Origin of the sequence: Nocardia beijingensis NBRC 16342 (assembly GCF_001612785.1) — a bacterium.
GTDB lineage: Bacteria > Actinomycetota > Actinomycetes > Mycobacteriales > Mycobacteriaceae > Nocardia > Nocardia beijingensis.
Map to the genome: position 1 here is coordinate 56799 of NZ_BDBC01000001.1, position 20262 is coordinate 77060.

The following is a 20262-nucleotide window of genomic DNA, read 5'->3' on the forward strand; positions in this document are numbered from 1 at the left end:
TCCTCGATTGTCGGCCAACGAGCATGGCGGTGGTCACACCCTCGCCGAAGCGGAACACGACGGTGTCGACATCGGCGTGCCGGAGCCGGGCCTTGTGGCACTGGAAACGGGCAGATCGTTCGATCAGGCGCGAGCCGAAGCGGCGGTGCGGGAATTGCTGATCGCCGTCGGCGAGGACCCGGACCGGCCAGGACTGCTCGAGACGCCCGCCCGGGTCGCGCGCGCCTACCGGGAGACGTTCGCCGGGCTCTACGTGGAACCGGATTCGGTGCTCAACACCACGTTCGACGAGGGGCACCAGGAACTGGTTCTGGTCAGGGACATCCCGATGTACTCCACGTGTGAGCACCACTTGGTGTCCTTCCACGGGGTCGCCCATGTGGGTTACATCCCCGGCCCGCACGGCCGGGTCACCGGCCTGTCCAAACTCGCCCGCCTGGTCGACCTCTACGCCAAGCGCCCGCAGGTGCAGGAGCGGCTGACCAGCCAGATCGCCGACGCCATCATGCGGAAGCTGGACCCGCGCGGCGCGATCGTCGTGGTCGAGGCCGAGCACCTGTGCATGGCGATGCGCGGGATCCGCAAGCCTGGCGCGAGCACTACCACCTCCGCGGTGCGCGGACTGTTGCAGTCCAACGCCGCCTCGCGCGCCGAGGCGCTCGATCTGATCCTGCGGAAGTGAGCGGGCCCCCGGTGTCCGAACCGAGGCGCGTCGACAGCCTCGGCGCCCGCGACGGGCGCTCCTGTGTGGTGATGGGCGTGGTGAACGTCACCAGCGATTCGTTCTCCGACGGCGGGCGATACCTCGACCCCGAACTGGCCGTGGCGCACGGTGTCCGGCTGCACGCCGCCGGCGCGGACATCATCGACGTCGGCGGCGAGTCGACCAGGCCCGGCGCGGTTCGCATCGACGCGGCGACCGAGACCGCGCGGGTGACGCCGGTCATCCGCGGTCTGGTCGCGGCGGGCGTGCCGACCAGCGTGGACACCATGCGCGCCGCCGTCGCCGAAGCGGCGATCGAAGCCGGGGTTTCGGTGGTCAACGACGTCTCCGGCGGCCGTGCCGACGCCGACATGGTGCATGTGGTCGCCGCCGCCCGCGTTCCGTGGATCCTCATGCACTGGCGGGCGGGCGCCGACTACCGGCACACCGGACCGGCCGACCACTACGACGACGTGGTCGCGGAGGTGGTCGCCGAGTTGGACGCGCAGGTGGACTCTGCCGTCGCCGCGGGCGTCGAGCCGTCGCGGCTGATCCTCGACCCCGGCCTCGGCTTCGCGAAGAACGCCGAGCACAACTGGGCACTGCTCGGCGCGCTGCCGGAATTGGTCGCGCGCGGGCTTCCGGTCCTGATCGGCGCCTCCCGCAAGCGGTTTCTCGGTTCGCTGCTCGCCGACGAGGCGGGTCTGCGTCCACCGGACGGCCGGGAGACGGCCACGGCGACCATCTCGGCGCTGGCCGCCTTGCACGGCGCGTGGGGGGTGCGGGTGCACGACGTGCGCGCCTCGCTGGACGCCATCGCGGTCACCGACGCGTGGCAGAATGCCGCACGGCAGCGCGCCGCACAGCACGACACCGCCCGATCCAGTGCGCAAGGAGCTCAATGATGAGCCGGTCCCCGGTCGACGCCGAAGACGATGTACCGCCGCGTGATTCGGCGCTCCGGCGCGGCGGCGACCGCATCGAGTTGCGCGGCCTGCGCGCCTACGGGCACCACGGCGTGTTCGAGCACGAGCGCCGCGACGGCCAGGAGTTCCTGGTCGACCTGACGGTATGGCTGGACTTCGCCGCGGCCGCGGCGTCCGACGATCTGGCGGCCACCGTGGACTACGGCGCGCTGGCCGAGCGGGCGGTGCGCATCGTCCAGGGGCCGCCGCGCGATCTCATCGAGACGGTGGTGTCGGAGATCGCCGACGACGTGATGACCGATCCGCGGATCAGGTCGGTCGAGGTGGTGTTGCACAAGCCGTCCGCGCCGATCCCGCACACGTTCGCCGATGTGCGGGTGATCACCGCGCGTCACCGGGGGGAGCCCGCCGAATGAGCGAGCACAACCGCGGCGCGGGCCTTTTCGCCGTGCCGGGCGTCGCGGAGGCGCGCCGATGACCCGTGCCGTGCTGTCCATCGGCTCGAATCTGGGTGACCGGCTCGCGCATCTGCGCAGCGTCTTGGACGGGTTCGGCCATCGCGTGCTGGCGGTCTCCGCCGTGTATTCCACCCCGCCCTGGGGTGGCGTGCCGCAGGGGGACTATCTCAATGCCGCTGTGCTCGTGGAGGATCCGGCCTTCGGCTGCGCCGACTGGCTGCGTCGCGGCCAGGAACTGGAGCAGGCCGCGGGGCGGGTTCGCGAACTGCGTTGGGGCGCCCGCACTCTCGACGTGGACGTGGTGTGGTGCGCCGAACTGCGCGACGGGCGGCCGGTCGCCTGCCGCAGCGCCGACCCGGATCTGATCCTGCCGCACCCGCAGGCGCATCGGCGTGCCTTCGTGCTGGTGCCGTGGCTGGACATCGCGCCGGACGCGGTGCTGGAGGTCGACGGCGTACCGCACGCCGTCGCGGATCTGCTCGCCCGGCTCGACCCGGCCGAGCGCGCCGGGGTGCGGCGCACCGAGTTCTCGCTGACGGGCGCGGTGTCGTGAAACTGAAGCCGACTCGCATTCTCGACCTCGTGGCGAACGTGCTGATCGCCGCGATCGTCGCGTGGATCGCCACCAGGGCGGCCTATGACAGCTTTCCGCCGATCTCGGTCTTCGCGGGCGCCTCGCTGTATCCGGTGGCCGCGATCGAGGCGGTGCTCGCCTTCGTCATCCGGGCGCGCGTCAACGATCATCAGATCGGCGACGGACGCCACCAGCTGCATCCGATCACCGCGGCCCGCGCCGTCGCGCTGGCCAAGGCGTCGGCGCAGGTCGGCTCGATCGCCGCCGGTATCTGGCTCGGCTTCCTGTGCTGGGTCTTCCCGCAGCGCGGCACGCTGCGCGCGGCCGCGGCCGACAGTCCAGGCGCGATCGTCGGGATGCTGGCGGGTGTCGCTTTGGTTGCTGCGGCCCTCTGGCTGGAGTATTGCTGCCGGGCGCCGGAGGATCCCACCGACGATGCGGCAACTACATAGCTAGCTTGACGAACGGAATCACAAAACCGAATCTGGGCGTGGCTCGAGCAATTGGCTACCCTGGCTGGCATGGTTTCACCCTCCCGTAGCAGCACTTCCCGTGGACGGCGGGACGACGCGGGAAAATTCTTCGTCGGCGTCCTGATCGTGCTCGGTCTGGTTGCCAGTATTTTCCTGATCTTCAGCAATAGCGTCGAGTTCGTACGGGTAGGTCTGGTCGCGGCCCTGTGGGCCGCGGCGATCGGGGCTCTGGCTGCGACGAAGTACCGCAAAGAGGCGACGATCGACAAGGCGAAGGTCCGCGATCTGCAGACCGTCTACGAGTTGCAGCTGGAGCGGGAGGTCACCGCGCGCCGCGAGTACGAGCTCGGCGTGGAGGCGCGGGTACGCGAGGAAGTGGGCGCCGACGCGGCCGAACTCGCGGCCTTGCGAGCGGAGCTGACCGTGCTGCGGCAGAGCCTGCAGCGGCTGTTCGACGGCGATCTGCCGATGGATCGCCCCGCGTTGCGCGCCGACGCGACCAGGATCCAGGAGCTGACCAGCTCGGGCGGGGAATCGGGGAACAATAGCTCCGCGAATGCCGGGATGTGGTCGCTGTTCGCCGACCAGCAACCGCGCAGCAGTATGACGCCGATCTTCGAGCCCGATCATCCCGAGCCGCCGGTCTTCGCCAGTCCGTTCGACGATCCGGTCACCGCGGAGACCGCGATCGTCTCGGTCGACGACGACGCCGAGCAGCCCGATGCGCAGCCGGCACGGTACGCCGAGCCGCGCGGCTGGGCCGACGCCTTCACCGAGACCGTGGACGAGCCGCCATCGGACGAGCCGCCGACCCAGCCCGCCGCGCGGCCGACGCCGGAACCGGCCCCCCGGCCAGCCTCGACGCCGATGGGCACGCCGAGCGCGCGCAGGCGCAGGCGGGCCGAGAGCGACGACCAGACGTCCGCGCGCCGTCTGTCGGTCGCGGAGATCATGGCCAACCTGCAATCCGAGGAGCGCGAACGCCGGTGATCCCGGCCGAGCCCGGTCCTGGCACTGCGGTCTAGATCACGCGCACACCCCGTGGCGGCGGCGAAGCGGCTCTGGATATCCTCTTGGCGTACCGTCCGGTACCCGCATGGCGGGACTGGAACGACATCGAGAGGACAACGTTGACCTCGAGAAGCGTGAATTCCGACAACGCTGATTCGGGCTACGACCCCGCGCCCGCACGCCTGACGGTGGGAATCGTCTCGGCGGGACGCGTGGGCTCGGCATTGGGCGTGGCACTCGAGCGCGCCGGACACGTCGTGTTCGGCGTCTGCGCGATCTCCGACGCGTCGGTGCGCCGTGCCAGGACCCGGCTGCCCGATTCGGAGATCCTGCCGATCGAACAGGTGGCCGCCCGCAGCGAGCTGCTGGTGCTGGCCGTGCCCGACGCCGAGCTTCCCGGCCTGGTTCGTGGCCTGGCCGGTGCCGGAGTGGTCCGGCCTGGCACCATCGTCGCCCACACCTCCGGCGCGAACGGCGTCGGCGTGCTCGCGCCGCTGGCCGAGGCCGGTGCGCTCGCGCTGGCCATCCACCCGGCCATGACCTTCACCGGACACGACGAGGACGTGGCCCGGCTCGGCAACGCGTGCTTCGGCATCACCGCCGCCGACGAGGTCGGCTATGCCATCGCGCAGTCGCTGGTGATCGAGATGGGTGGTGAGCCGGTCCGGGTCAGGGAGGAGAACCGGCCGCTGTATCACGCCGCGCTCGCGCACGGCAGCAATCACCTGGTCACGGTGATCGTCGACGCGGTGGCCGCGTTGCGCGCCGCCCTGGCGGGCCCCGGCCTGATGGGACAGCAGCTGGTCGACGAGCAGCCCAACGGCCTGGCCGAGCGTCTGCTCGCGCCCTTGGCGTCGGCGGCGCTGGACAACGCGCTGCGCCGCGGCCAGTCCGCGCTGACCGGCCCGGTCGCCCGAGGTGACGCGGACGCGGTGGCGGCGCATCTGGCCGCGCTGGCGTCGGTCGATGCCCGGCTGGCCGAGGCGTATCGCGCGCTGTCGCTGCGCACCGCGGAACGCGCGGGCACCGCCCCCGCCGTCATCGAACTGCTGGAAGGACGCTGATGTTCGACCCGAAATTGCGCGGCGCGTACCGGCCCGGTGCGCTGACCGTGCACCACGATCCCGCCGTGCTCGGCGCGGTGTCCGCCGCGCTGCGCGGTGTCGGCCGTACCGTCGCGCTGGTGCCGACCATGGGCGCGTTGCACGAGGGGCATTTGGAGATCGTGCGGTTGGCCAAGCGGACCAATCAGGTGGTCATCGTGTCGATCTTCGTCAACCCGCTGCAGTTCGGGGCGAACGAGGATCTGGACAAGTACCCGCGCACGCTGGACGCCGACGTCGAGCTGCTGCGGGCGGAGGGTGTCGAGCTGGTGTTCGCGCCCAGCGTGTCGGACATGTATCCGGACGGCCCGCGCACCACGGTGCATCCCGGCCCGCTCGGCGCGGAGCTGGAAGGGGCCAGCCGCCCGACTCATTTCGCGGGCATGCTGACCGTGGTGGCCAAACTGCTGCAGATCGCGCGGCCGACCGAGGCGTTCTTCGGCGAGAAGGACTACCAGCAGCTCACCTTGATCCGGCAGATGGTCCGCGACCTGAATTTCGATGTGAAGATCACCCCGGTGGTCACGGTCCGCGAGTCCGACGGCCTGGCCATGTCCTCGCGCAACCGCTATCTCGACCCGGCGCAGCGCGAATCGGCGCTCGCCTTGTCCGCCGCGTTGTCGGCGGGCAAGCACGCGGGCGGCCTCGGCGGGGATGCGGTGCTCGCCGCCGCCCGCCAGGTGCTCGACGCCGCGACCGGTGTGGACGTCGACTACCTGGAGCTGCGCTCGGCCACCCTCGGCCCCGCCCCGGCCACCGGCAACGCCCGGCTGCTGATCGCGGCCAGGGTCGGCGCGACCAGACTCATCGACAACATCGCCGTCACGCTCGGCGCTCCGATCGACGGCCATCCCAACGTCTCCGGTTCGCGGCCCGCCGTGGACTCCCGACCCGTACCGGCGGTGTCCGATCCCGCCCCGCTTCCTCCCGCGAACTAGAAAGGCCGACGCAATGCTGCGCACCATGATGAAGTCGAAGATCCACCGTGCCACCGTGACGCACGCCGACTTGCACTACGTCGGCTCGGTCACCGTGGACCAGGATCTGCTCGACGCCGCCGATCTGCTGGAAGGCGAGCAGGTCTGCATCGTCGACATCGACAACGGCGCCCGCCTGGAGACCTACGTCATCGCCGGTGAGCGGGGTTCGGGAGTGATCGGGATCAACGGCGCCGCGGCCCACCTGGTGCACCCGGGCGATCTCGTCATCCTGATCGCCTACGGCCAGATGAACGAGCAGGAAATCGCGGAATACGACCCCAAGGTCGTGTTCGTCGACGAGCGCAACCGCCCGGTCGAGCTCGGCTCCGACCCGGCGCACGCGCCGGAGGGCTCCGGCCTGACCTCGCCACGTTCGCTGTCGTTCGTCTGAGCGGCGGCGAGCCGGACATGTTGCTGACCATCGATGTCCGCAATACGAGTATCGAACTCGGCTTGTTCTCCGGTTCCGGAGAGCATTCGAAACTCGTGCGCCACTGGCGGATCCACACCAATCCGTTGCTGACCGCCGACGAATTCGCCATGCAGGTGCGCGGGCTGGTCGGCGCGCAACTGGACGAGGTGATCGGCGTCTCGGCGCTTTCCACGGTGCCGCCCGTACTGCGTGAACTGCGCGGCATGCTGGGCCAATACTGGGGTCATGTTCCGCACGTGTTGGTGGAACCCGGTGTGCGCACGGGGATTCCGCTGCTGGTGGACAATCCGAAAGAAGTCGGCGCCGACCGCATCGTCAATTGCCTGGCCGCCTACCAGCGGTATTCCGGGCCGGCGATCGTCGTCGATTTCGGCACGGCGATCTGTGTCGATCTGGTGTCGAAGAAGGGCGAGTTCCTGGGCGGGATCATCGCGCCCGGGGTGGAGATCTCCACGGAAGCCCTGGTAGAGCGCAGCGCGCTGCGGCGGGCGGAGTTGACCAGGCCGCGGTCGGTGCTGGGGAAGAACAGCATGGAATGCATGCAGTCCGGCGCGGTATTCGGTTTCGCCGGACTGGTGGACGGCCTGATCGATCGGATTCGCGACGAGTTCGACGCCTTCGCGGGCGACGATGTCGCGGTGGTCGCGACCGGCGCGACCGCACCGCTGATCGTCCCCGAATCGGAAACCATCGACGACCACGACCCGCATCTCACGTTGACCGGCCTGCGGCTCGTATACGAACGCAACCAGCGGCGCAAGGGAAATGTCTGATATGCGCGGTGTTGGATTTGTCGCAGGCCGGGACTTGTCGGCACCGCGTCGCATGCTGTTAAACTCCATCTCGTGACTTTCCACGTGAGCACCCAGGAGTGTTGTCGAGGCTGACGCGCCTCGACCGATCGAGGCTGACTTCCCGCCCTCGACCGTTACCTTCCTCCTGGAGATTCGCTCATGCGTTCTTCTGTCCTTTCCCTTTCTTCCGCGCGTACCGCGCTGTCGGCTACCCCGCCGGTGGAACGCTCGGTGGCCCCCGCCCTGCCCACCCGGTTGCGCCCGGCCGATCTGCTGCGGCTGACCGACGAAGGCGCCGAGGATGTGCTGGCCGGACGCTATGACCATCTCCTTCCCGCTGGTGGGATATGGCCGCAGGACGAGCGCTGGGCGACCAGACTGCTCTCCGACGACGAGGTCGACGTCTGGCTGATCAGCTGGACGCCGGGCAAGTCGACCGAGCTGCACGACCATGCCGGGTCGCTCGGCGCGCTCACCGTGCTCAGCGGCGCGCTGACCGAATACCGTTGGAACGGAACGGAATTGCGTCGCCGCACGCTCACGGCGGGTGATCAGGCGTCCTTCCCGATCGGCTGGGTGCACGACGTGATGCGGGCGCCTGGCGTCGTGGAATCCGCGGGCCCGCCCGATCCCACGCTCAGCGTGCACGCTTATTCCCCGCCGCTCACCGCCATGTCGTATTACGAGGTGACCGGCCACGGCACCCTGCGGCGCACTCGAACCGTCCTCACCGACCAGCCCGAAGGTGACATGTGATGACCCGTTTGACCATCGATCAGATGCTCGAGAACGCACGGGCCCAACTGGACCGGATCTACGCCTTCGAATTGCCGGAAGCCATCGAGCGCGGCGCCATTCTGGTGGATATCCGGCCCCAGGCGCAACGCGGCCGGGAGGGCACCTTGCCCGGCGCCTTGGTGATCGAGCGCAATGTCCTGGAATGGCGGCTCGACCCCACCAGTTCGGCCCGCTTGGCGCTGGCCTCCGATCACGACGTGGAATGGATCGTCGTCTGCTCCGAGGGCTATACCTCCAGCCTGGCCGCCGCCGCGCTGCAACAACTCGGGCTGCACCGGGCGACCGATCTGGTGGGCGGTTACCAGGCGTTGAAGGCCGCCGGGCTGTTGAACGTCGCCGTCGGGGCGCCGCACTTCGTGCGTGAGGCCGAGGCGCTCGCCTCGCTGTAATTACCCGTCAACACTTCCATCTCGAAATAGCCGGTCGCGCAGGTGTTTTCGCACACACTGTGATGCGCACCGGCTATTTCGCGTCTCCGGGAGGTCGGCTCCGGCCGCTCGGGCGCGGCCCCGCGTCGATACCGTTTCGTTACTCCGGGTCGGAGTCCGGGCGGCGCGCAAAACGATTTCCGGTGCACGCTAGGGTTGTTCGATGTGAGCACCCCGAACTCTGCATCTTCCAGCGCATCGACATCGGATTCGCGGCCCGCCGTGGCGCCGGCCGCCGACGATGCCCCGGAGCAGATACGGATTCGCCGGGAGAAGCGGGAGCGGCTGCTCGCGGCCGGTGGCGAGGCGTATCCCGTCGTCGTGCCGCGCACGCATACCCTGGCGGAAATTCGGGCCGCATATCCGGACCTGGCGGCCGACACCGCCACCGGTCAAGAGGTCGGCGTCGCCGGACGCGTCATATTCCTGCGTAATACCGGCAAGTTGTGTTTCGCGACACTGCAGGAAGGCGACGGCACCAAGCTGCAGGCGATGATCAGTCTGAACGGGGTCGGCGCGGACGCGCTGGCCGCCTGGAAGACGGACGTCGATCTCGGTGACTTCGTTTTCGTGCACGGTGAGGTCATCTCCTCGCGAACCGGGGAACTGAGCGTGATGGCCGATTCCTGGTTCATGGCGGCGAAGGCCCTGCGGCCGCTGCCGGTGGCGCACAAGGAGATGAACGAGGAGTCGCGGGTCCGGCAGCGCTATGTCGACCTGATCGTGCGCCCTGAGGCCAGGGAGATGGCCCGTACCCGCATCGCCGTGGTGCGCGCGCTGCGCGCCGCGCTCGAGCGCAGGGGCTTCCTCGAGGTGGAGACGCCGATGCTGCAGACGCTGCACGGCGGCGCGGCGGCCCGGCCGTTCGTCACCCATTCCAATGCCCTCGACATGGACCTCTACCTGCGCATCGCGCCCGAGTTGTTCCTCAAGCGCTGTGTGGTCGGCGGCCTGGAGCGGGTCTTCGAGATCAACCGCAACTTCCGGAACGAGGGCGCGGACTCCACGCATTCCCCCGAGTTCGCGATGCTGGAGACCTACCAGGCCTACGGCACCTATGACGACTCGGCGGTGATGATCCGGGAATTGGTGCAGGAAGTGGCGCAGGAGGCGTTCGGCACGCAGGTGGTGACCCTGGCCGACGGCACCGAATACGATCTGCGCGGCGAGTGGGCCACCGTCGAGATGTATCCTTCGCTGTCGGACGCGCTGGGTGTGCAGGTCACCCCGGAAACGTCGGTCGACGAATTGCGCGCGCTCGCGGATCGGGTCGGTCTGGAAATTCCGGAGGGCAAGGGCTACGGCCACGGGAAACTCGTCGAGGAACTCTGGGAACATCAGTATGGCGACAAGCTGTACGCACCGACTTTCGTGCGCGACTTCCCGGTGGAGACATCCCCGTTGACCAGGCAGCATCGCAGCACCGCCGGCGTCACGGAGAAGTGGGACCTCTATGTGCGCGGCTTCGAGTTGGCCACGGGCTATTCGGAGTTGGTCGACCCGGTGATCCAGCGCGAGCGGTTCGTCGACCAGGCTCGGCTGGCCGCGCAGGGCGACGACGAGGCGATGGTGCTGGACGAGGACTTCCTCGCCGCGATGGAGCACGGCATGCCGCCGACGACCGGAACCGGTATGGGAATCGATCGGTTGTTGATGGCCCTCACGGGTTTGGGAATCCGAGAAACGATACTGTTCCCAATTGTGCGTCCGGTCACCAGGTGACCACTGGATTGCAAAGCAGCGGCTCCGTCTTGGAATTTCCGGAATTCGAGGTATTCTTGCCTCGGGTAATCGGCCTAGTATGCGGGTCGCACGATTTCGAGAGGACGTTCATCTCATGGCAAAGAAGGTCACCGTTAGCCTGATCGACGATGTCGACGGTGAGTCCATCGCAGACGAGACCATCGAGTTTGCGATCGACGGTGTGTCGTACGAGATCGACCTGTCGTCGGCAAATGCGGCGAAGCTGCGCGACGGTTTGGAGGAGTGGGTTTCGAATGCGCGCCGGGTCAGCGGCCGGCGCCGGGTCAAGGCCGCCGCGGCTGCCACGGGCACTCCGAAGAGCCGGGTCTCGATCGATCGGGAACAAAGCGCCGCAATTCGTGAGTGGGCGCGTCGTAATGGACACAAGGTGTCCGCGCGTGGCCGCATCTCCGCCGACATCACCGACGCGTACAACAAGGCCGCGAAGGGATAGTTCTTTTTCCGGCCGCCGTCCCGGCGAATCGTGCGACGTCGGGGCGGCGGTCTTGTTTGTGATAGGGCTTCGATATAGCAGCGAGACCGGATGGCACGGTGGCCCGTCACGGCGGAGGAATCGATCTTGCTCGCGGTACCCCGACGCGGCACGATGGAAACGTGCGATGGTCACTGGCGGTATGGAGAGGTGAGGTATCGGCGCAGTGACAGGATTCGTCGGATCATTCTTGCGGTTCACCGATGACGCCGGTCGGCAACAGGAGTTCACGCTCACGCCCGACCGCGGCCGCGTCACCATCGGCCGCTCCCCGCATGCCGATCTCGCCCTGAGCTGGGACGCCGAGGTCTCCCGGCTACACGCGGCGGTCGAATACCTGGGCGCGCACTGGACCATCGTGGACGACGGCCTCTCCCGCAACGGCACGTTCGTCAACGGGGACCGGCTGGTCGGCCGCCGCAGACTCATGGCGGGCGACGTCATCCGGGTCGGCACCTCGCGGGTGTCCTTTCACGACTTCGGCGGCGTCTCCGACGACATCACCCGCACCTCCACCGGCTCGATACCCACCGCGCGGTCGCTCACCGAGACGCAGCGCTCGGTCCTGATCGCGCTGTGCCGCCCGTACAAGCACGGCGCCGGTTTCGCCACTCCGGCCTCCAATCAGCAGATCGCCGAGGAGTTGTTCCTCAGCGTCGACGCCATCAAGACCCATCTGCGCGCGTTGTTCGCCAAGTTCGGGGTGGAGGATCTGCCGCAGAACCAGAAGCGGGTGCGGCTGGCTGGACTGGCCATGCAGAGTGGGCTCATTTCCGATCGGGATCTGTGAGGCCTCCACCGTAGACGCTCGCTCATCTGGTCGAGCTTCTCGACCATGGAGAGTCGCGGCGGCGACGGCTTGACTCGGAGTATGCAGCCGGAACGACTCCGGCGGGTTTCCGAGCAGGAGGAAGTCATGACCGCGACACGTCTCGCCGCGCTGGTGCTCGCCACATTGGCGACGGGCCTGATCGCAGGCCTTTTCTACGCGTACGCCAACTCGGTGATGCCCGCGCTGGCCCGAACCGACGATCGCGCGATGATCGATGTGATGCAGAAGATCAACGTCGTGATCATCAATCCCTGGTTCATGGTCGGCTTCCTCGGCACGGTCGGGTTCACCGTCCTGGCCGCGGCGGTGCACCTGGGCCGCGAGCACCGGAGCACGCTGATCTGGATCGGCGTCGCGCTCGTTCTCAACGTGATCGCCTTCGCGGTGACCTCCGGGCTGAACGTCCCGCTCAACGACCAATTGGCCGCCGCGGGCGACCCGGCGTCGCTCGCCGATCCGGCCGCGGTGCGCGCCGATTTCGAATCGGCCTGGGTGCGTTGGAACATCGTGCGCGGCGCCTGCCACACGCTGGCGTTCCTGGCGCTGTGCGGTGCGCTGTTCGTCGCAGGCGTCCAGCAAGGGAAGGCCTCGGCCTCGGGGGCGCCCGGCCAGGCGATCGCGGACCGGTACCCGTCGTCGCAGCCCTCCGGCGCGTCGGCCCTCGGTCAGAGCTAGTTTCCGCAACGACCCGCCGGAATCTGCGCCGTGCGGTCCACTCCGTGCGGTAGCTTCCCCGCAGACGAGACCGGACCGGGAGGCTATCGTGCGGCGTGTCCCAGGCTTTTCGTTGCTCATCGTTCTGCTCGCCATGGTGTGCGCCCCCGCGGGTGCGGCGCACGCGCAGGACCGATATCCGGTCGAGTTCAACTTCTTCGCGGGCATACCCGCCGAACTCGCCAACCCGGGCGGCTCGCTGCCCGGCACCAACGACTGGTCCTGCAGGCCCAGCGCCGAGCATCCGAACCCGGTGGTTCTCGTGCACGGCACCGGTGGTGGCGCGCAGACGAATTGGGGCGTGTACGCGCCGTTGCTGGCCAACGAGGGCTACTGCGTGTACGCGGCCACGTTCGGCGCCTACAACCTGCCGTGGCCCGCGTCGGCCGTCGGCGGCATGCTCCCGATCGAGCAGAGCGCGGCTCAGCTGGCCGGTTTCGTGGAGCGGGTGCGCGCCGCGACCGGCGCGCGGAAGGTCGATCTGATCAGCCACTCCCAGGGCAACTTCATCGGCAACTACTTCGTCAAGCGGCTCGCGGGCGCGGGCAAGGTGGACAAGATGGTCGGCCTTGCCCCGCCGTGGGAGGGCTCCAACGCGTACGGCATGGCCGACCTCAACGCGTTCGGCACGCGCCTCGGCCTCGGCCCGCTGTTCGACGCGGTGGCCGGATCGCCGTGCAACGCCTGCCGCCAGGTGCTGCAAGGGTCGGAGTTCGTGCGCGCGCTCAACGCGGACGGCGTCTACCACCCCGACGTGACCTACACCAATATCGCGACCGTGCTCGACGAGCTGGTGGTTCCGTACACCTCCGGCTTGGTGACCGGCCCCCATGTGACCAACATCGTGGTTCAGGACGGCTGCGCGACGGACTACTCTGGGCATACGGGCATCGCGGGCAGCAAGAGGGCCGCGACCTACGTGCTCAACGCGCTCGATCCCGCTCATCAACGCCCGGTGCCCTGCGGTTTCGTCGACCCGTACACGGGGTAGGCGGCCGAGGTCGTACGTGTGCGGCGCTGATCCGGTCGGCGGACGGTTTGTTCGCTGAGGGCAAAACCCGGCCGGAAACGAATCCCGCGACGCCCACGTTATGAGTGAATGACCGTGCTGTCGCCGGTCGGCAATAGGGTGGACCGGCGGCGGTGGCATCCCCCGCCAACTAGAGTGGAGGCGGGGGCCGCAACCCCCGGGCTTCATGGCAGGCTGACGCCCACGGTTGTTGTACACAGCACACTGCGGCGTCTGTTGCCAGAATGTCGGAGCAGGAGAGTGAGGGAGCGATGTTCGAGAGGTTCACCGACCGCGCGAGGCGTGTCGTTGTCCTGGCCCAGGAAGAGGCCCGGATGCTCAACCACAACTACATCGGCACCGAGCACATCCTGCTGGGGCTGATTCACGAGGGTGAGGGCGTCGCGGCCAAGTCGCTGGAGTCGCTCGGCATTTCGTTGGAAGGCGTGCGCAGCCAGGTGGAGGAGATCATCGGCCAGGGCCAGCAGGCCCCGTCCGGTCACATCCCGTTCACCCCGCGCGCCAAGAAGGTGCTGGAGCTGAGCCTTCGCGAAGCGCTGCAGCTGGGTCACAACTACATCGGCACCGAGCACATCCTGCTCGGCCTCATTCGTGAGGGCGAGGGCGTGGCGGCGCAGGTGCTGGTGAAGCTGGGCGCCGATCTCAACCGTGTGCGCCAGCAGGTCATCCAGTTGCTGTCCGGGTACCAGGGCAAGGAGCCGGTCGAATCCGGCTCGCGCGGCGAGGCGGGCACCCCGTCCACCTCGCTCGTGCTCGATCAGTTCGGTCGCAACCTGACCCAGGCCGCGCTCGAGGGCAAGCTCGATCCGGTCATCGGCCGCTCGAAGGAGATCGAGCGGGTCATGCAGGTGCTCAGCCGCCGCACCAAGAACAACCCGGTGCTGATCGGCGAGCCCGGCGTCGGCAAGACCGCCGTCGTCGAGGGGCTCGCGCAGGCCATCGTCAACGGCGAGGTCCCCGAGACGCTGAAGGACAAGCAGCTCTACACCCTCGATCTGGGCTCCCTGGTCGCAGGCAGCCGCTACCGCGGTGACTTCGAAGAGCGCCTGAAGAAGGTGCTCAAGGAGATCAACACCCGCGGCGACATCATCCTGTTCATCGACGAGCTGCACACGCTGGTCGGTGCGGGCGCGGCCGAGGGCGCCATCGACGCGGCCTCGATCCTGAAGCCGAAGCTGGCCCGCGGCGAGCTGCAGACCATCGGCGCGACCACCCTCGACGAGTACCGCAAGTACATCGAGAAGGACGCCGCTCTGGAGCGCCGGTTCCAGCCGGTGCAGGTGGGCGAGCCGACCGTCGAGCACACCATCAACATCCTCAAGGGTCTGCGCGACCGCTACGAGGCGCACCACCGGGTCTCCATCACCGACGGCGCGCTGGTGGCCGCGGCCACGCTGGCCGACCGCTACATCAACGACCGGTTCCTGCCGGACAAGGCGATCGACCTGATCGACGAGGCGGGCGCGCGGATGCGCATCCGTCGCATGACCGCTCCGCCGGACCTGCGCGAGTTCGACGACAAGATCGCCGAGGCCCGCCGGGAGAAGGAGTCCGCGATCGACGCGCAGGACTTCGAGAAGGCCGCGCGGCTGCGCGACAAGGAGAAGCAGCTCGTCGCCAAGCGGGCCGAGCGGGAGAAGCAGTGGCGTTCCGGTGACCTGGACGTCGTGGCCGAGGTCGACGATGAGCAGATCGCCGAGGTGCTGGCGAACTGGACCGGTATCCCGGTGTTCAAGCTCACCGAGGAGGAGACCACCCGTCTGCTCCGCATGGAGGACGAGCTGCACAAGCGGATCATCGGCCAGGAGGACGCGGTCAAGGCGGTCTCCAAGGCCATCCGCCGCACCCGTGCCGGCCTGAAGGACCCGAAGCGTCCGTCCGGCTCGTTCATCTTCGCCGGCCCGTCCGGCGTCGGTAAGACCGAGCTGTCCAAGGCGCTGGCGAACTTCCTGTTCGGCGACGACGACGCGCTCATCCAGATCGACATGGGCGAGTTCCACGACCGCTTCACCGCTTCGCGGCTGTTCGGTGCCCCTCCGGGTTACGTCGGCTACGAAGAGGGCGGCCAGCTCACCGAGAAGGTGCGCCGCAAGCCGTTCTCGGTCGTGCTGTTCGACGAGATCGAGAAGGCCCACCAGGAGATCTACAACACCCTGTTGCAGGTCCTCGAGGACGGTCGCCTGACCGACGGCCAGGGCCGGACCGTGGACTTCAAGAACACGGTGCTGATCTTCACCTCGAACCTCGGCACCTCGGACATCTCGAAGGCCGTGGGTCTGGGCTTCTCGCAGTCGAACAACGAGGGCTCGAACTACGAGCGGATGAAGCTCAAGGTCAACGACGAGCTGAAGAAGCACTTCCGGCCGGAGTTCCTCAACCGCATCGACGACGTGATCGTCTTCCACCAGCTCACCAACGAGCAGATCGTCGAGATGGTGGATCTGATGATCGGCCGCGTCGCCACGCAGCTGAAGAACAAGGACATGGCGATCGAGCTCACCCCGAACGCCAAGAACCTGCTGGCCAAGCGTGGCTTCGACCCGGTGCTCGGCGCCAGGCCGCTGCGCCGCACCATCCAGCGCGAGATCGAGGACCAGCTGTCGGAGAAGATCCTCTTCGGCGAGATCGGCCCCGGCCAGACCATCGAGGTCGACGTCGAGGGCTGGGACGGCGAGGGCTCCGGCGAGGACGCCAAGTTCACCTTCACCGGTAAGGCGAAGCTGACCAAGGCCGCGAGCGAGGAGAAGCCCGAAGTCGTGCTGACCGGCGCGACGGAAGGCTCCACCGAGGCCGCCTCGGGCGAGTAAGTCGCAACCGAAAAGCCCGTGCCCAGTAGTGGGCACGGGCTTTTCGTATTTCTCCGGAGGTGGCGCGAACTCAGGAGTGCTCGGCGAAATAGGCGAGGATCGGTGCGAAGTCCCCGGCGAGTTCGCCGGGCACGATGACCTCGTCGATGCCGTACTTCTCCCGGCGGCGCTCGAGGATTTCGGCGGCGGCGGACGGTTCCGCGGGAATCATCCCCGCCGCGCCCGCGTCCGTGAGGGCGTCGGCGGTCGAGCCGAGCTTTGTCGCGGTCCAGATCGGCAGCCGTCGGCCGATGCCAACCACTTGATGGGTGAAGCACAGGGTGCGGTCGGTGGCCTCCCGCGCGGTGCGGACCAGTTCGGCCAGCTCCGCCTCGGTGGCTGCGGGCCCCGCGGCCAGCAGGATGCGGTCGGCGACTCCCGCCGCGGTCGTCAGCATCTTGGGGCCGTTGGCGGCGACCACGACCGGCGGGGCGGGGTTCACTTCAGCGCGTACGGCGGCGATGGTGTCGACCAGGCGCGCGCGTCGTTGCGCGGGCGAACCCCAGGACGCGCCGAGCCATTGCGCTTCGGCGGCGGCGCCGGGCCGTCCGGAGCCGATCCCGAGTTCGAAACGCCCGTCCGACAGCAATTGCAGGGCCGCCGTCTCCCTGACCGTCGCGGCGGGGGTGCGTAGCGGTGCGGCGAGAACGTTCGGGCGCAGCCGGACGGTGGTGGTGACGGCAGCCGCCGCGGCGAGAGCCGGGAACGGGGACGGGGTGAACCGGGTGTCCGGCAGCAGAATGGTCCGGTAGCCCTGCTGTTCGGCGGCGCTCGCGGCGCGCGCCCAGTCGGCTCCCGAACGCGGAGTGAGGACGATGCCGAAGGTCATGCTCATGGTGGGATCTCCCGATCGTGCGGACCATCAGCGCTTGCCGCCGCGCCGCGGTTCGGTCAGGACGGCGAGCCTGCCGCGGTACTGGTCCTCGGTGATCTCGCCGCGGGCGAACGCAGTGCGCAGCGCGCCGATACCGCTGCCGGGTCCGATGAACCGCCTCCGGGCCAGGAGCAGCACCACGACGACGGTCAGCCAGAACAGCAGCGGGAAAATCCAGAAGAGCGGCCACGGCTGCCAGCGGCCGTCGTAGTGGTCGGCCAGAAAACCCACAGCTTCGGGGCGAGTGAAAATATTCATGACGAAAGACTGCGCTCGAAGGCAGGCTGGGGGCATCGGTCGCGCGTCGGCACTCGGAATACGCCTGGAGACGTACGCGCGGAGTGCGCAAAGGCCTGCCCGCAGTGATTTACCAGTTATTTGCTAGACATCAACAGGTGCGGAAATTCTAGTTCGCTGAAAAATTGCTGCCAGTCTAAATCGGAGGCGGGGAGACTCTGCGGCACTGTGCTGCCGCGCCGTGCGAGGAGGAGTATTCAGAGCTGAGGCACGGTAGTGCGCTGGTGGTCCTGGCCTTGGTGGCGTGACGAACAAACCGATGGTTCAATCGCGAACCACTGAATTCGACGTCGTTTGCCCGCGCTGGGTCGCCCCCCTACGGTCTCATTTCGGCGGGCCGCGCGCTGGTTCGTTCCGGTTCCTCCGGTAGGGCGATCGGACCCAAAGCGGCGGTTCACTGCCAGCCGGGGCGGACCAGTCCGGATTCGTAAGCCATGACCACGAGCTGGGTGCGGTCCCTGGCGTGCAGTTTGGTGAGGATCCGGCTGACATGGGTGCGGGCGGTCGCAGGGCTCAGATAGAGACGTTCGGCGATCTCCGCATTGGTGAGTCCTTCGGCGACGAGCGCCATCACCTCGCGTTCGCGGTCGGTGAGCTCGGCGAGAGTGGCCGGGGGCGGCGTCTTCGCGCGCGCGGAGAATTCCGCGATCAGCGTGCGGGTCACGCCGGGGGACAGCAGCGAGTCGCCGGCGGCGACCACGCGGACGGCGCGAACCAGATCGGCCGGCTCGGTGTGCTTGACCAGGAAGCCGGTCGCGCCGGAGCGCAGCGCCTCGAAGACGTACTCGTCGAGTTCGAAGGTGGTCAGCACTACCACGCGCACCTCGGTCAACGAAGGGTCCTCGGCGATCATGCGGGTGGCGGCCAAGCCGTCGAGGACGGGCATGCGGATGTCCATCAGCACCACGTCGGGACGCAGACCGCGGGTCATGCGCACGGCCTGCTCGCCGTTGTCCGCCTCGCCGACCACCTCGATGCCGTCTTGGGCGTCCAGCAGCGCCACGAAACCGCCGCGCACCAACGCCTGATCATCGGCCACCAGCACCCGGATGTCGTCGGGCGGAACCGCGTCGTCGTGGTGGTGCATCGAGTCTCCTGTGCCGTGGGGCCGACTCATTCCGTCAGGGCTGCGTGCGGCCGGCCGGGGTGCTCGGTCGTTCGGCGCTATCTGCGGGCAGGCCCGAGATGTCGGATTCGGTCTCGCTGGGGCTGGTAGTGCCGGAACCTGTAGTCGCCGAGCGCGATGTTCCCGCACCCTGCCTCGCGGATTTCTCCCCGCTCGGCGCCGACGACTCCGGTGCCGACCGGTCCCCGGACGCGCCGGGTTCGGGTGTTCGTGTGGGCAGCCGGGCCGCGACCCGGAATCCGCCGCTGGGCCGTGGGCCCGCGGTGAGGGCGCCGCCGAGGGCGTGGGTGCGCTCGCGCATGCCGATGATGCCGTTGCCGCCGCCGTTGCCGGAGCGCGACGGGGCGCTGGTCGGGCGGCTGTTGTCGACGGTGATGTCGACCGAGTCCGGGGTGTAGCGCACGGTCACCGCGGCGTCGGCGCCCGGCGCGTGCCGCAGCACGTTGGTCAGCGACTCCTGGATGATGCGCGCCGCCGCCACGTCGATGACGCTGGGCAACTGCTGCGGAGTGCCGAGCACCCGGGTGGTGACGGTCAGTCCGGTGGTGCGGGGGCGCTGCAACAGTTCGTCCAAGTCGCCGATGCTCGGCGCGGGTGCGCGCGGGGCGGGCGGCGGCTCGGCCTCGGTCGAGGCGGTCTCCTCGGCCTCCGCGTCGGCCGTCGCCGATTGTTCGCCGGGGGCCGTGGAGTCGCTTCCGGACCGGATCGTGTGCAGGAGCGCGTGCACCTCGGCGAGGGCGTCGCGGCTGGCGTTCTTGATCGCCGTGAGCGCCGTCTCCGCCTGCTCGGGGCGTTTGTCGAGCAGTTCCAGCGCCACCGAGGACTGCACATTGATCATCGACAGGCTGTGCGCCAGCACGTCGTGCAGCTCACGGGCGATGGCGAGACGCTCTTCGCTGGCCCGCCGCTCGCGCTGCGCTTCCTCGTCCCTGCGCGCGGCCTCGGCGCGCTGCCCGCGCGCGACGAGCACGGCCTTGCGCTGCCGGATGCCCTCGGCCACCAGCAGCAGCACGGCCAGCCACGCCATCAGGGCGAACACCTGCCACAGGTTCGCGGGGCGGTCGAGCAGTGCGGGCAGCGGCCAGACCAGCGCCAGATACCCGAGCGGAACGAGAGGGTAAGTCCACCACCGTGATCCGCTGCTGCCTGCGGTCAGAAAGGCGACGACCAACGAGACGAAGATCGGTCCGTACCCGTAGCCGCGCAGGAAGAACGCCACGCAGACGGCCAGGACGACGATCAGCACGGGCAGCGGCTGCGCGCGCCGCCAGATCAGCGCCACGGGGCCGGCCAGCAACAGCAGGTAGCCGAGCACATCCAGGGAGTGCACTCCGGTCTGCCGCATATTCGCGAAAGTGCCTCCGACCAACTGAACCGCGGCGACGACGAGCGCGACGCCCCAATCCCAGCCGACCGAACTCCGATCTGTCATCCCTGCCACCCGCACCCACGTAGCCTATGCGGCCCGGTCGTGATCCGACGTCCGCCTGGGAACGTATTTCGCGTGAATTGCGCCGATTCGGCGGCCGGCAGACGGTTGCGGCAGCTCCGCACCAGCCGATCCGGGCCGAGCCGTCGTTCCGGTTACGTATGCCGATCGTCGCCCGGCGACGGATGTCCGCGCCG

22 protein-coding genes are annotated in these 20262 nt (G+C 68.6%); 18 read left to right on the forward strand and 4 right to left on the reverse strand.

Going from position 1 to position 20262, the window contains the following annotated elements:
• The first annotated feature begins 70 nt into the window (after nucleotides 1-70).
• From folE to NB3_RS00350, 18 genes are all read left to right on the forward strand, one after another.
• Nucleotides 71-682, forward strand: coding sequence for a GTP cyclohydrolase I FolE (gene folE, locus NB3_RS00265; protein ID WP_244891720.1), 612 nt, complete (start codon nucleotides 71-73; stop codon nucleotides 680-682).
• 71 nt (nucleotides 683-753) lie between these two features.
• The gene (gene folP / locus NB3_RS00270) at nucleotides 754-1608 is read left to right on the forward strand and encodes a dihydropteroate synthase (protein ID WP_067794850.1); all 855 of its coding nucleotides are present in this window, start codon (nucleotides 754-756) and stop codon (nucleotides 1606-1608) included.
• The gene (gene folB / locus NB3_RS00275; protein WP_084485499.1) at nucleotides 1608-2045 is read left to right on the forward strand and encodes a dihydroneopterin aldolase; all 438 of its coding nucleotides are present in this window, start codon (nucleotides 1608-1610) and stop codon (nucleotides 2043-2045) included. The genes folP and folB overlap by 1 nt, the downstream gene beginning before the upstream one ends.
• A gap of 58 nt (nucleotides 2046-2103) precedes the next feature.
• Entirely contained in the window at nucleotides 2104-2640 is a 537-nt protein-coding gene (folK, locus tag NB3_RS00280; RefSeq protein ID WP_067794621.1) for a 2-amino-4-hydroxy-6-hydroxymethyldihydropteridine diphosphokinase, read from the forward strand.
• A gap of 2 nt (nucleotides 2641-2642) precedes the next feature.
• A complete protein-coding gene (locus NB3_RS00285) occupies nucleotides 2643-3113 on the forward strand; it encodes a DUF3180 domain-containing protein (protein ID WP_067794857.1) in 471 nt (156 codons plus the stop codon).
• A 69-nt stretch (nucleotides 3114-3182) separates the two neighbouring features.
• On the forward strand, nucleotides 3183-4124 hold the full coding sequence (locus NB3_RS00290) for a DUF6779 domain-containing protein (protein WP_067794624.1): 942 nt from the start codon (nucleotides 3183-3185) through the stop codon (nucleotides 4122-4124).
• A gap of 155 nt (nucleotides 4125-4279) precedes the next feature.
• Nucleotides 4280-5209, forward strand: coding sequence for a Rossmann-like and DUF2520 domain-containing protein (locus NB3_RS00295; protein ID WP_067794627.1), 930 nt, complete (start codon nucleotides 4280-4282; stop codon nucleotides 5207-5209).
• Entirely contained in the window at nucleotides 5209-6186 is a 978-nt protein-coding gene (gene panC / locus NB3_RS00300) for a pantoate--beta-alanine ligase (protein ID WP_067794630.1), read from the forward strand. Before NB3_RS00295 ends, panC begins: the two co-directional genes overlap by 1 nt.
• 13 nt (nucleotides 6187-6199) lie before the next feature.
• The gene (gene panD / locus NB3_RS00305) at nucleotides 6200-6619 is read left to right on the forward strand and encodes an aspartate 1-decarboxylase (protein ID WP_067794633.1); all 420 of its coding nucleotides are present in this window, start codon (nucleotides 6200-6202) and stop codon (nucleotides 6617-6619) included.
• A 17-nt stretch (nucleotides 6620-6636) separates the two neighbouring features.
• On the forward strand, nucleotides 6637-7434 hold the full coding sequence (locus tag NB3_RS00310; protein WP_067794635.1) for a type III pantothenate kinase: 798 nt from the start codon (nucleotides 6637-6639) through the stop codon (nucleotides 7432-7434).
• A gap of 180 nt (nucleotides 7435-7614) precedes the next feature.
• Nucleotides 7615-8211, forward strand: coding sequence for a cysteine dioxygenase (locus NB3_RS00315; protein ID WP_084485501.1), 597 nt, complete (start codon nucleotides 7615-7617; stop codon nucleotides 8209-8211).
• A gap of 8 nt (nucleotides 8212-8219) precedes the next feature.
• A complete protein-coding gene (locus NB3_RS00320; protein WP_067794860.1) occupies nucleotides 8220-8642 on the forward strand; it encodes a rhodanese-like domain-containing protein in 423 nt (140 codons plus the stop codon).
• 261 nt (nucleotides 8643-8903) lie between these two features.
• Nucleotides 8904-10403, forward strand: a complete 1500-nt coding sequence (lysS, locus tag NB3_RS00325; protein WP_067794642.1) for a lysine--tRNA ligase — start codon at nucleotides 8904-8906, stop codon at nucleotides 10401-10403.
• A gap of 115 nt (nucleotides 10404-10518) precedes the next feature.
• Entirely contained in the window at nucleotides 10519-10878 is a 360-nt protein-coding gene (locus NB3_RS00330; RefSeq protein WP_039794672.1) for a histone-like nucleoid-structuring protein Lsr2, read from the forward strand.
• A gap of 205 nt (nucleotides 10879-11083) precedes the next feature.
• Nucleotides 11084-11707: an FHA domain-containing protein gene (locus NB3_RS00335; protein WP_039794674.1), complete on the forward strand. Its 624-nt coding sequence runs from the start codon at nucleotides 11084-11086 to the stop codon at nucleotides 11705-11707.
• Nucleotides 11708-11833: 126 nt separating this feature from the next.
• Nucleotides 11834-12424 (forward strand): anthrone oxygenase family protein, encoded by a 591-nt coding sequence (locus NB3_RS00340; RefSeq protein ID WP_067794863.1) that lies wholly within the window; start codon nucleotides 11834-11836, stop codon nucleotides 12422-12424.
• 133 nt (nucleotides 12425-12557) lie between these two features.
• Nucleotides 12558-13454, forward strand: coding sequence for an esterase/lipase family protein (locus NB3_RS00345; RefSeq protein ID WP_157111403.1), 897 nt, complete (start codon nucleotides 12558-12560; stop codon nucleotides 13452-13454).
• A gap of 290 nt (nucleotides 13455-13744) precedes the next feature.
• On the forward strand, nucleotides 13745-16300 hold the full coding sequence (locus NB3_RS00350; RefSeq protein ID WP_067794648.1) for an ATP-dependent Clp protease ATP-binding subunit: 2556 nt from the start codon (nucleotides 13745-13747) through the stop codon (nucleotides 16298-16300).
• Between the two features lie 70 nt (nucleotides 16301-16370).
• On the opposite strand, the gene NB3_RS00355 is transcribed toward NB3_RS00350, so the two are convergent.
• The 4 genes from NB3_RS00355 to NB3_RS00370 form a co-directional block, all read right to left on the reverse strand.
• Entirely contained in the window at nucleotides 16371-17174 is an 804-nt protein-coding gene (locus NB3_RS00355; RefSeq protein ID WP_067794651.1) for an LLM class flavin-dependent oxidoreductase, read from the reverse strand.
• 27 nt (nucleotides 17175-17201) lie between these two features.
• Complete coding sequence (locus NB3_RS00360; RefSeq protein WP_244891717.1) at nucleotides 17202-17471, reverse strand: SHOCT domain-containing protein; 270 nt, start codon at nucleotides 17469-17471, stop codon at nucleotides 17202-17204.
• A 433-nt stretch (nucleotides 17472-17904) separates the two neighbouring features.
• A complete protein-coding gene (locus NB3_RS00365) occupies nucleotides 17905-18597 on the reverse strand; it encodes a response regulator transcription factor (RefSeq protein WP_067794657.1) in 693 nt (230 codons plus the stop codon).
• Between the two features lie 34 nt (nucleotides 18598-18631).
• A complete protein-coding gene (locus NB3_RS00370) occupies nucleotides 18632-20068 on the reverse strand; it encodes a histidine kinase (protein WP_067794660.1) in 1437 nt (478 codons plus the stop codon).
• Nucleotides 20069-20262: the final 194 nt, after the last annotated feature.

Excerpts from the sequence above, each read along its gene's own strand:
- folP (WP_067794850.1), top strand. The coding sequence starts at position 754 with ATGGGCGTGGTGAACGTCACCAGCGATTCGTTCTCCGACGGCGGGCGA.
- folB (WP_084485499.1), top strand. The coding sequence starts at position 1,608 with ATGAGCCGGTCCCCGGTCGACGCCGAAGACGATGTACCGCCGCGTGAT.
- folK (WP_067794621.1), top strand. The coding sequence starts at position 2,104 with ATGACCCGTGCCGTGCTGTCCATCGGCTCGAATCTGGGTGACCGGCTC.
- NB3_RS00290 (WP_067794624.1), top strand. The coding sequence starts at position 3,183 with ATGGTTTCACCCTCCCGTAGCAGCACTTCCCGTGGACGGCGGGACGAC.
- panC (WP_067794630.1), top strand. The coding sequence starts at position 5,209 with ATGTTCGACCCGAAATTGCGCGGCGCGTACCGGCCCGGTGCGCTGACC.
- panD (WP_067794633.1), top strand. The coding sequence starts at position 6,200 with ATGCTGCGCACCATGATGAAGTCGAAGATCCACCGTGCCACCGTGACG.
- NB3_RS00310 (WP_067794635.1), top strand. The coding sequence starts at position 6,637 with ATGTTGCTGACCATCGATGTCCGCAATACGAGTATCGAACTCGGCTTG.
- NB3_RS00315 (WP_084485501.1), top strand. The coding sequence starts at position 7,615 with ATGCGTTCTTCTGTCCTTTCCCTTTCTTCCGCGCGTACCGCGCTGTCG.
- NB3_RS00330 (WP_039794672.1), top strand. The coding sequence starts at position 10,519 with ATGGCAAAGAAGGTCACCGTTAGCCTGATCGACGATGTCGACGGTGAG.
- NB3_RS00340 (WP_067794863.1), top strand. The coding sequence starts at position 11,834 with ATGACCGCGACACGTCTCGCCGCGCTGGTGCTCGCCACATTGGCGACG.
- NB3_RS00345 (WP_157111403.1), top strand. The coding sequence starts at position 12,558 with ATGGTGTGCGCCCCCGCGGGTGCGGCGCACGCGCAGGACCGATATCCG.
- NB3_RS00350 (WP_067794648.1), top strand. The coding sequence starts at position 13,745 with ATGTTCGAGAGGTTCACCGACCGCGCGAGGCGTGTCGTTGTCCTGGCC.
- NB3_RS00355 (WP_067794651.1), bottom strand. The coding sequence starts at position 17,174 with ATGAGCATGACCTTCGGCATCGTCCTCACTCCGCGTTCGGGAGCCGAC.
- NB3_RS00360 (WP_244891717.1), bottom strand. The coding sequence starts at position 17,471 with ATGAATATTTTCACTCGCCCCGAAGCTGTGGGTTTTCTGGCCGACCAC.
- NB3_RS00365 (WP_067794657.1), bottom strand. The coding sequence starts at position 18,597 with ATGCACCACCACGACGACGCGGTTCCGCCCGACGACATCCGGGTGCTG.
- NB3_RS00370 (WP_067794660.1), bottom strand. The coding sequence starts at position 20,068 with ATGACAGATCGGAGTTCGGTCGGCTGGGATTGGGGCGTCGCGCTCGTC.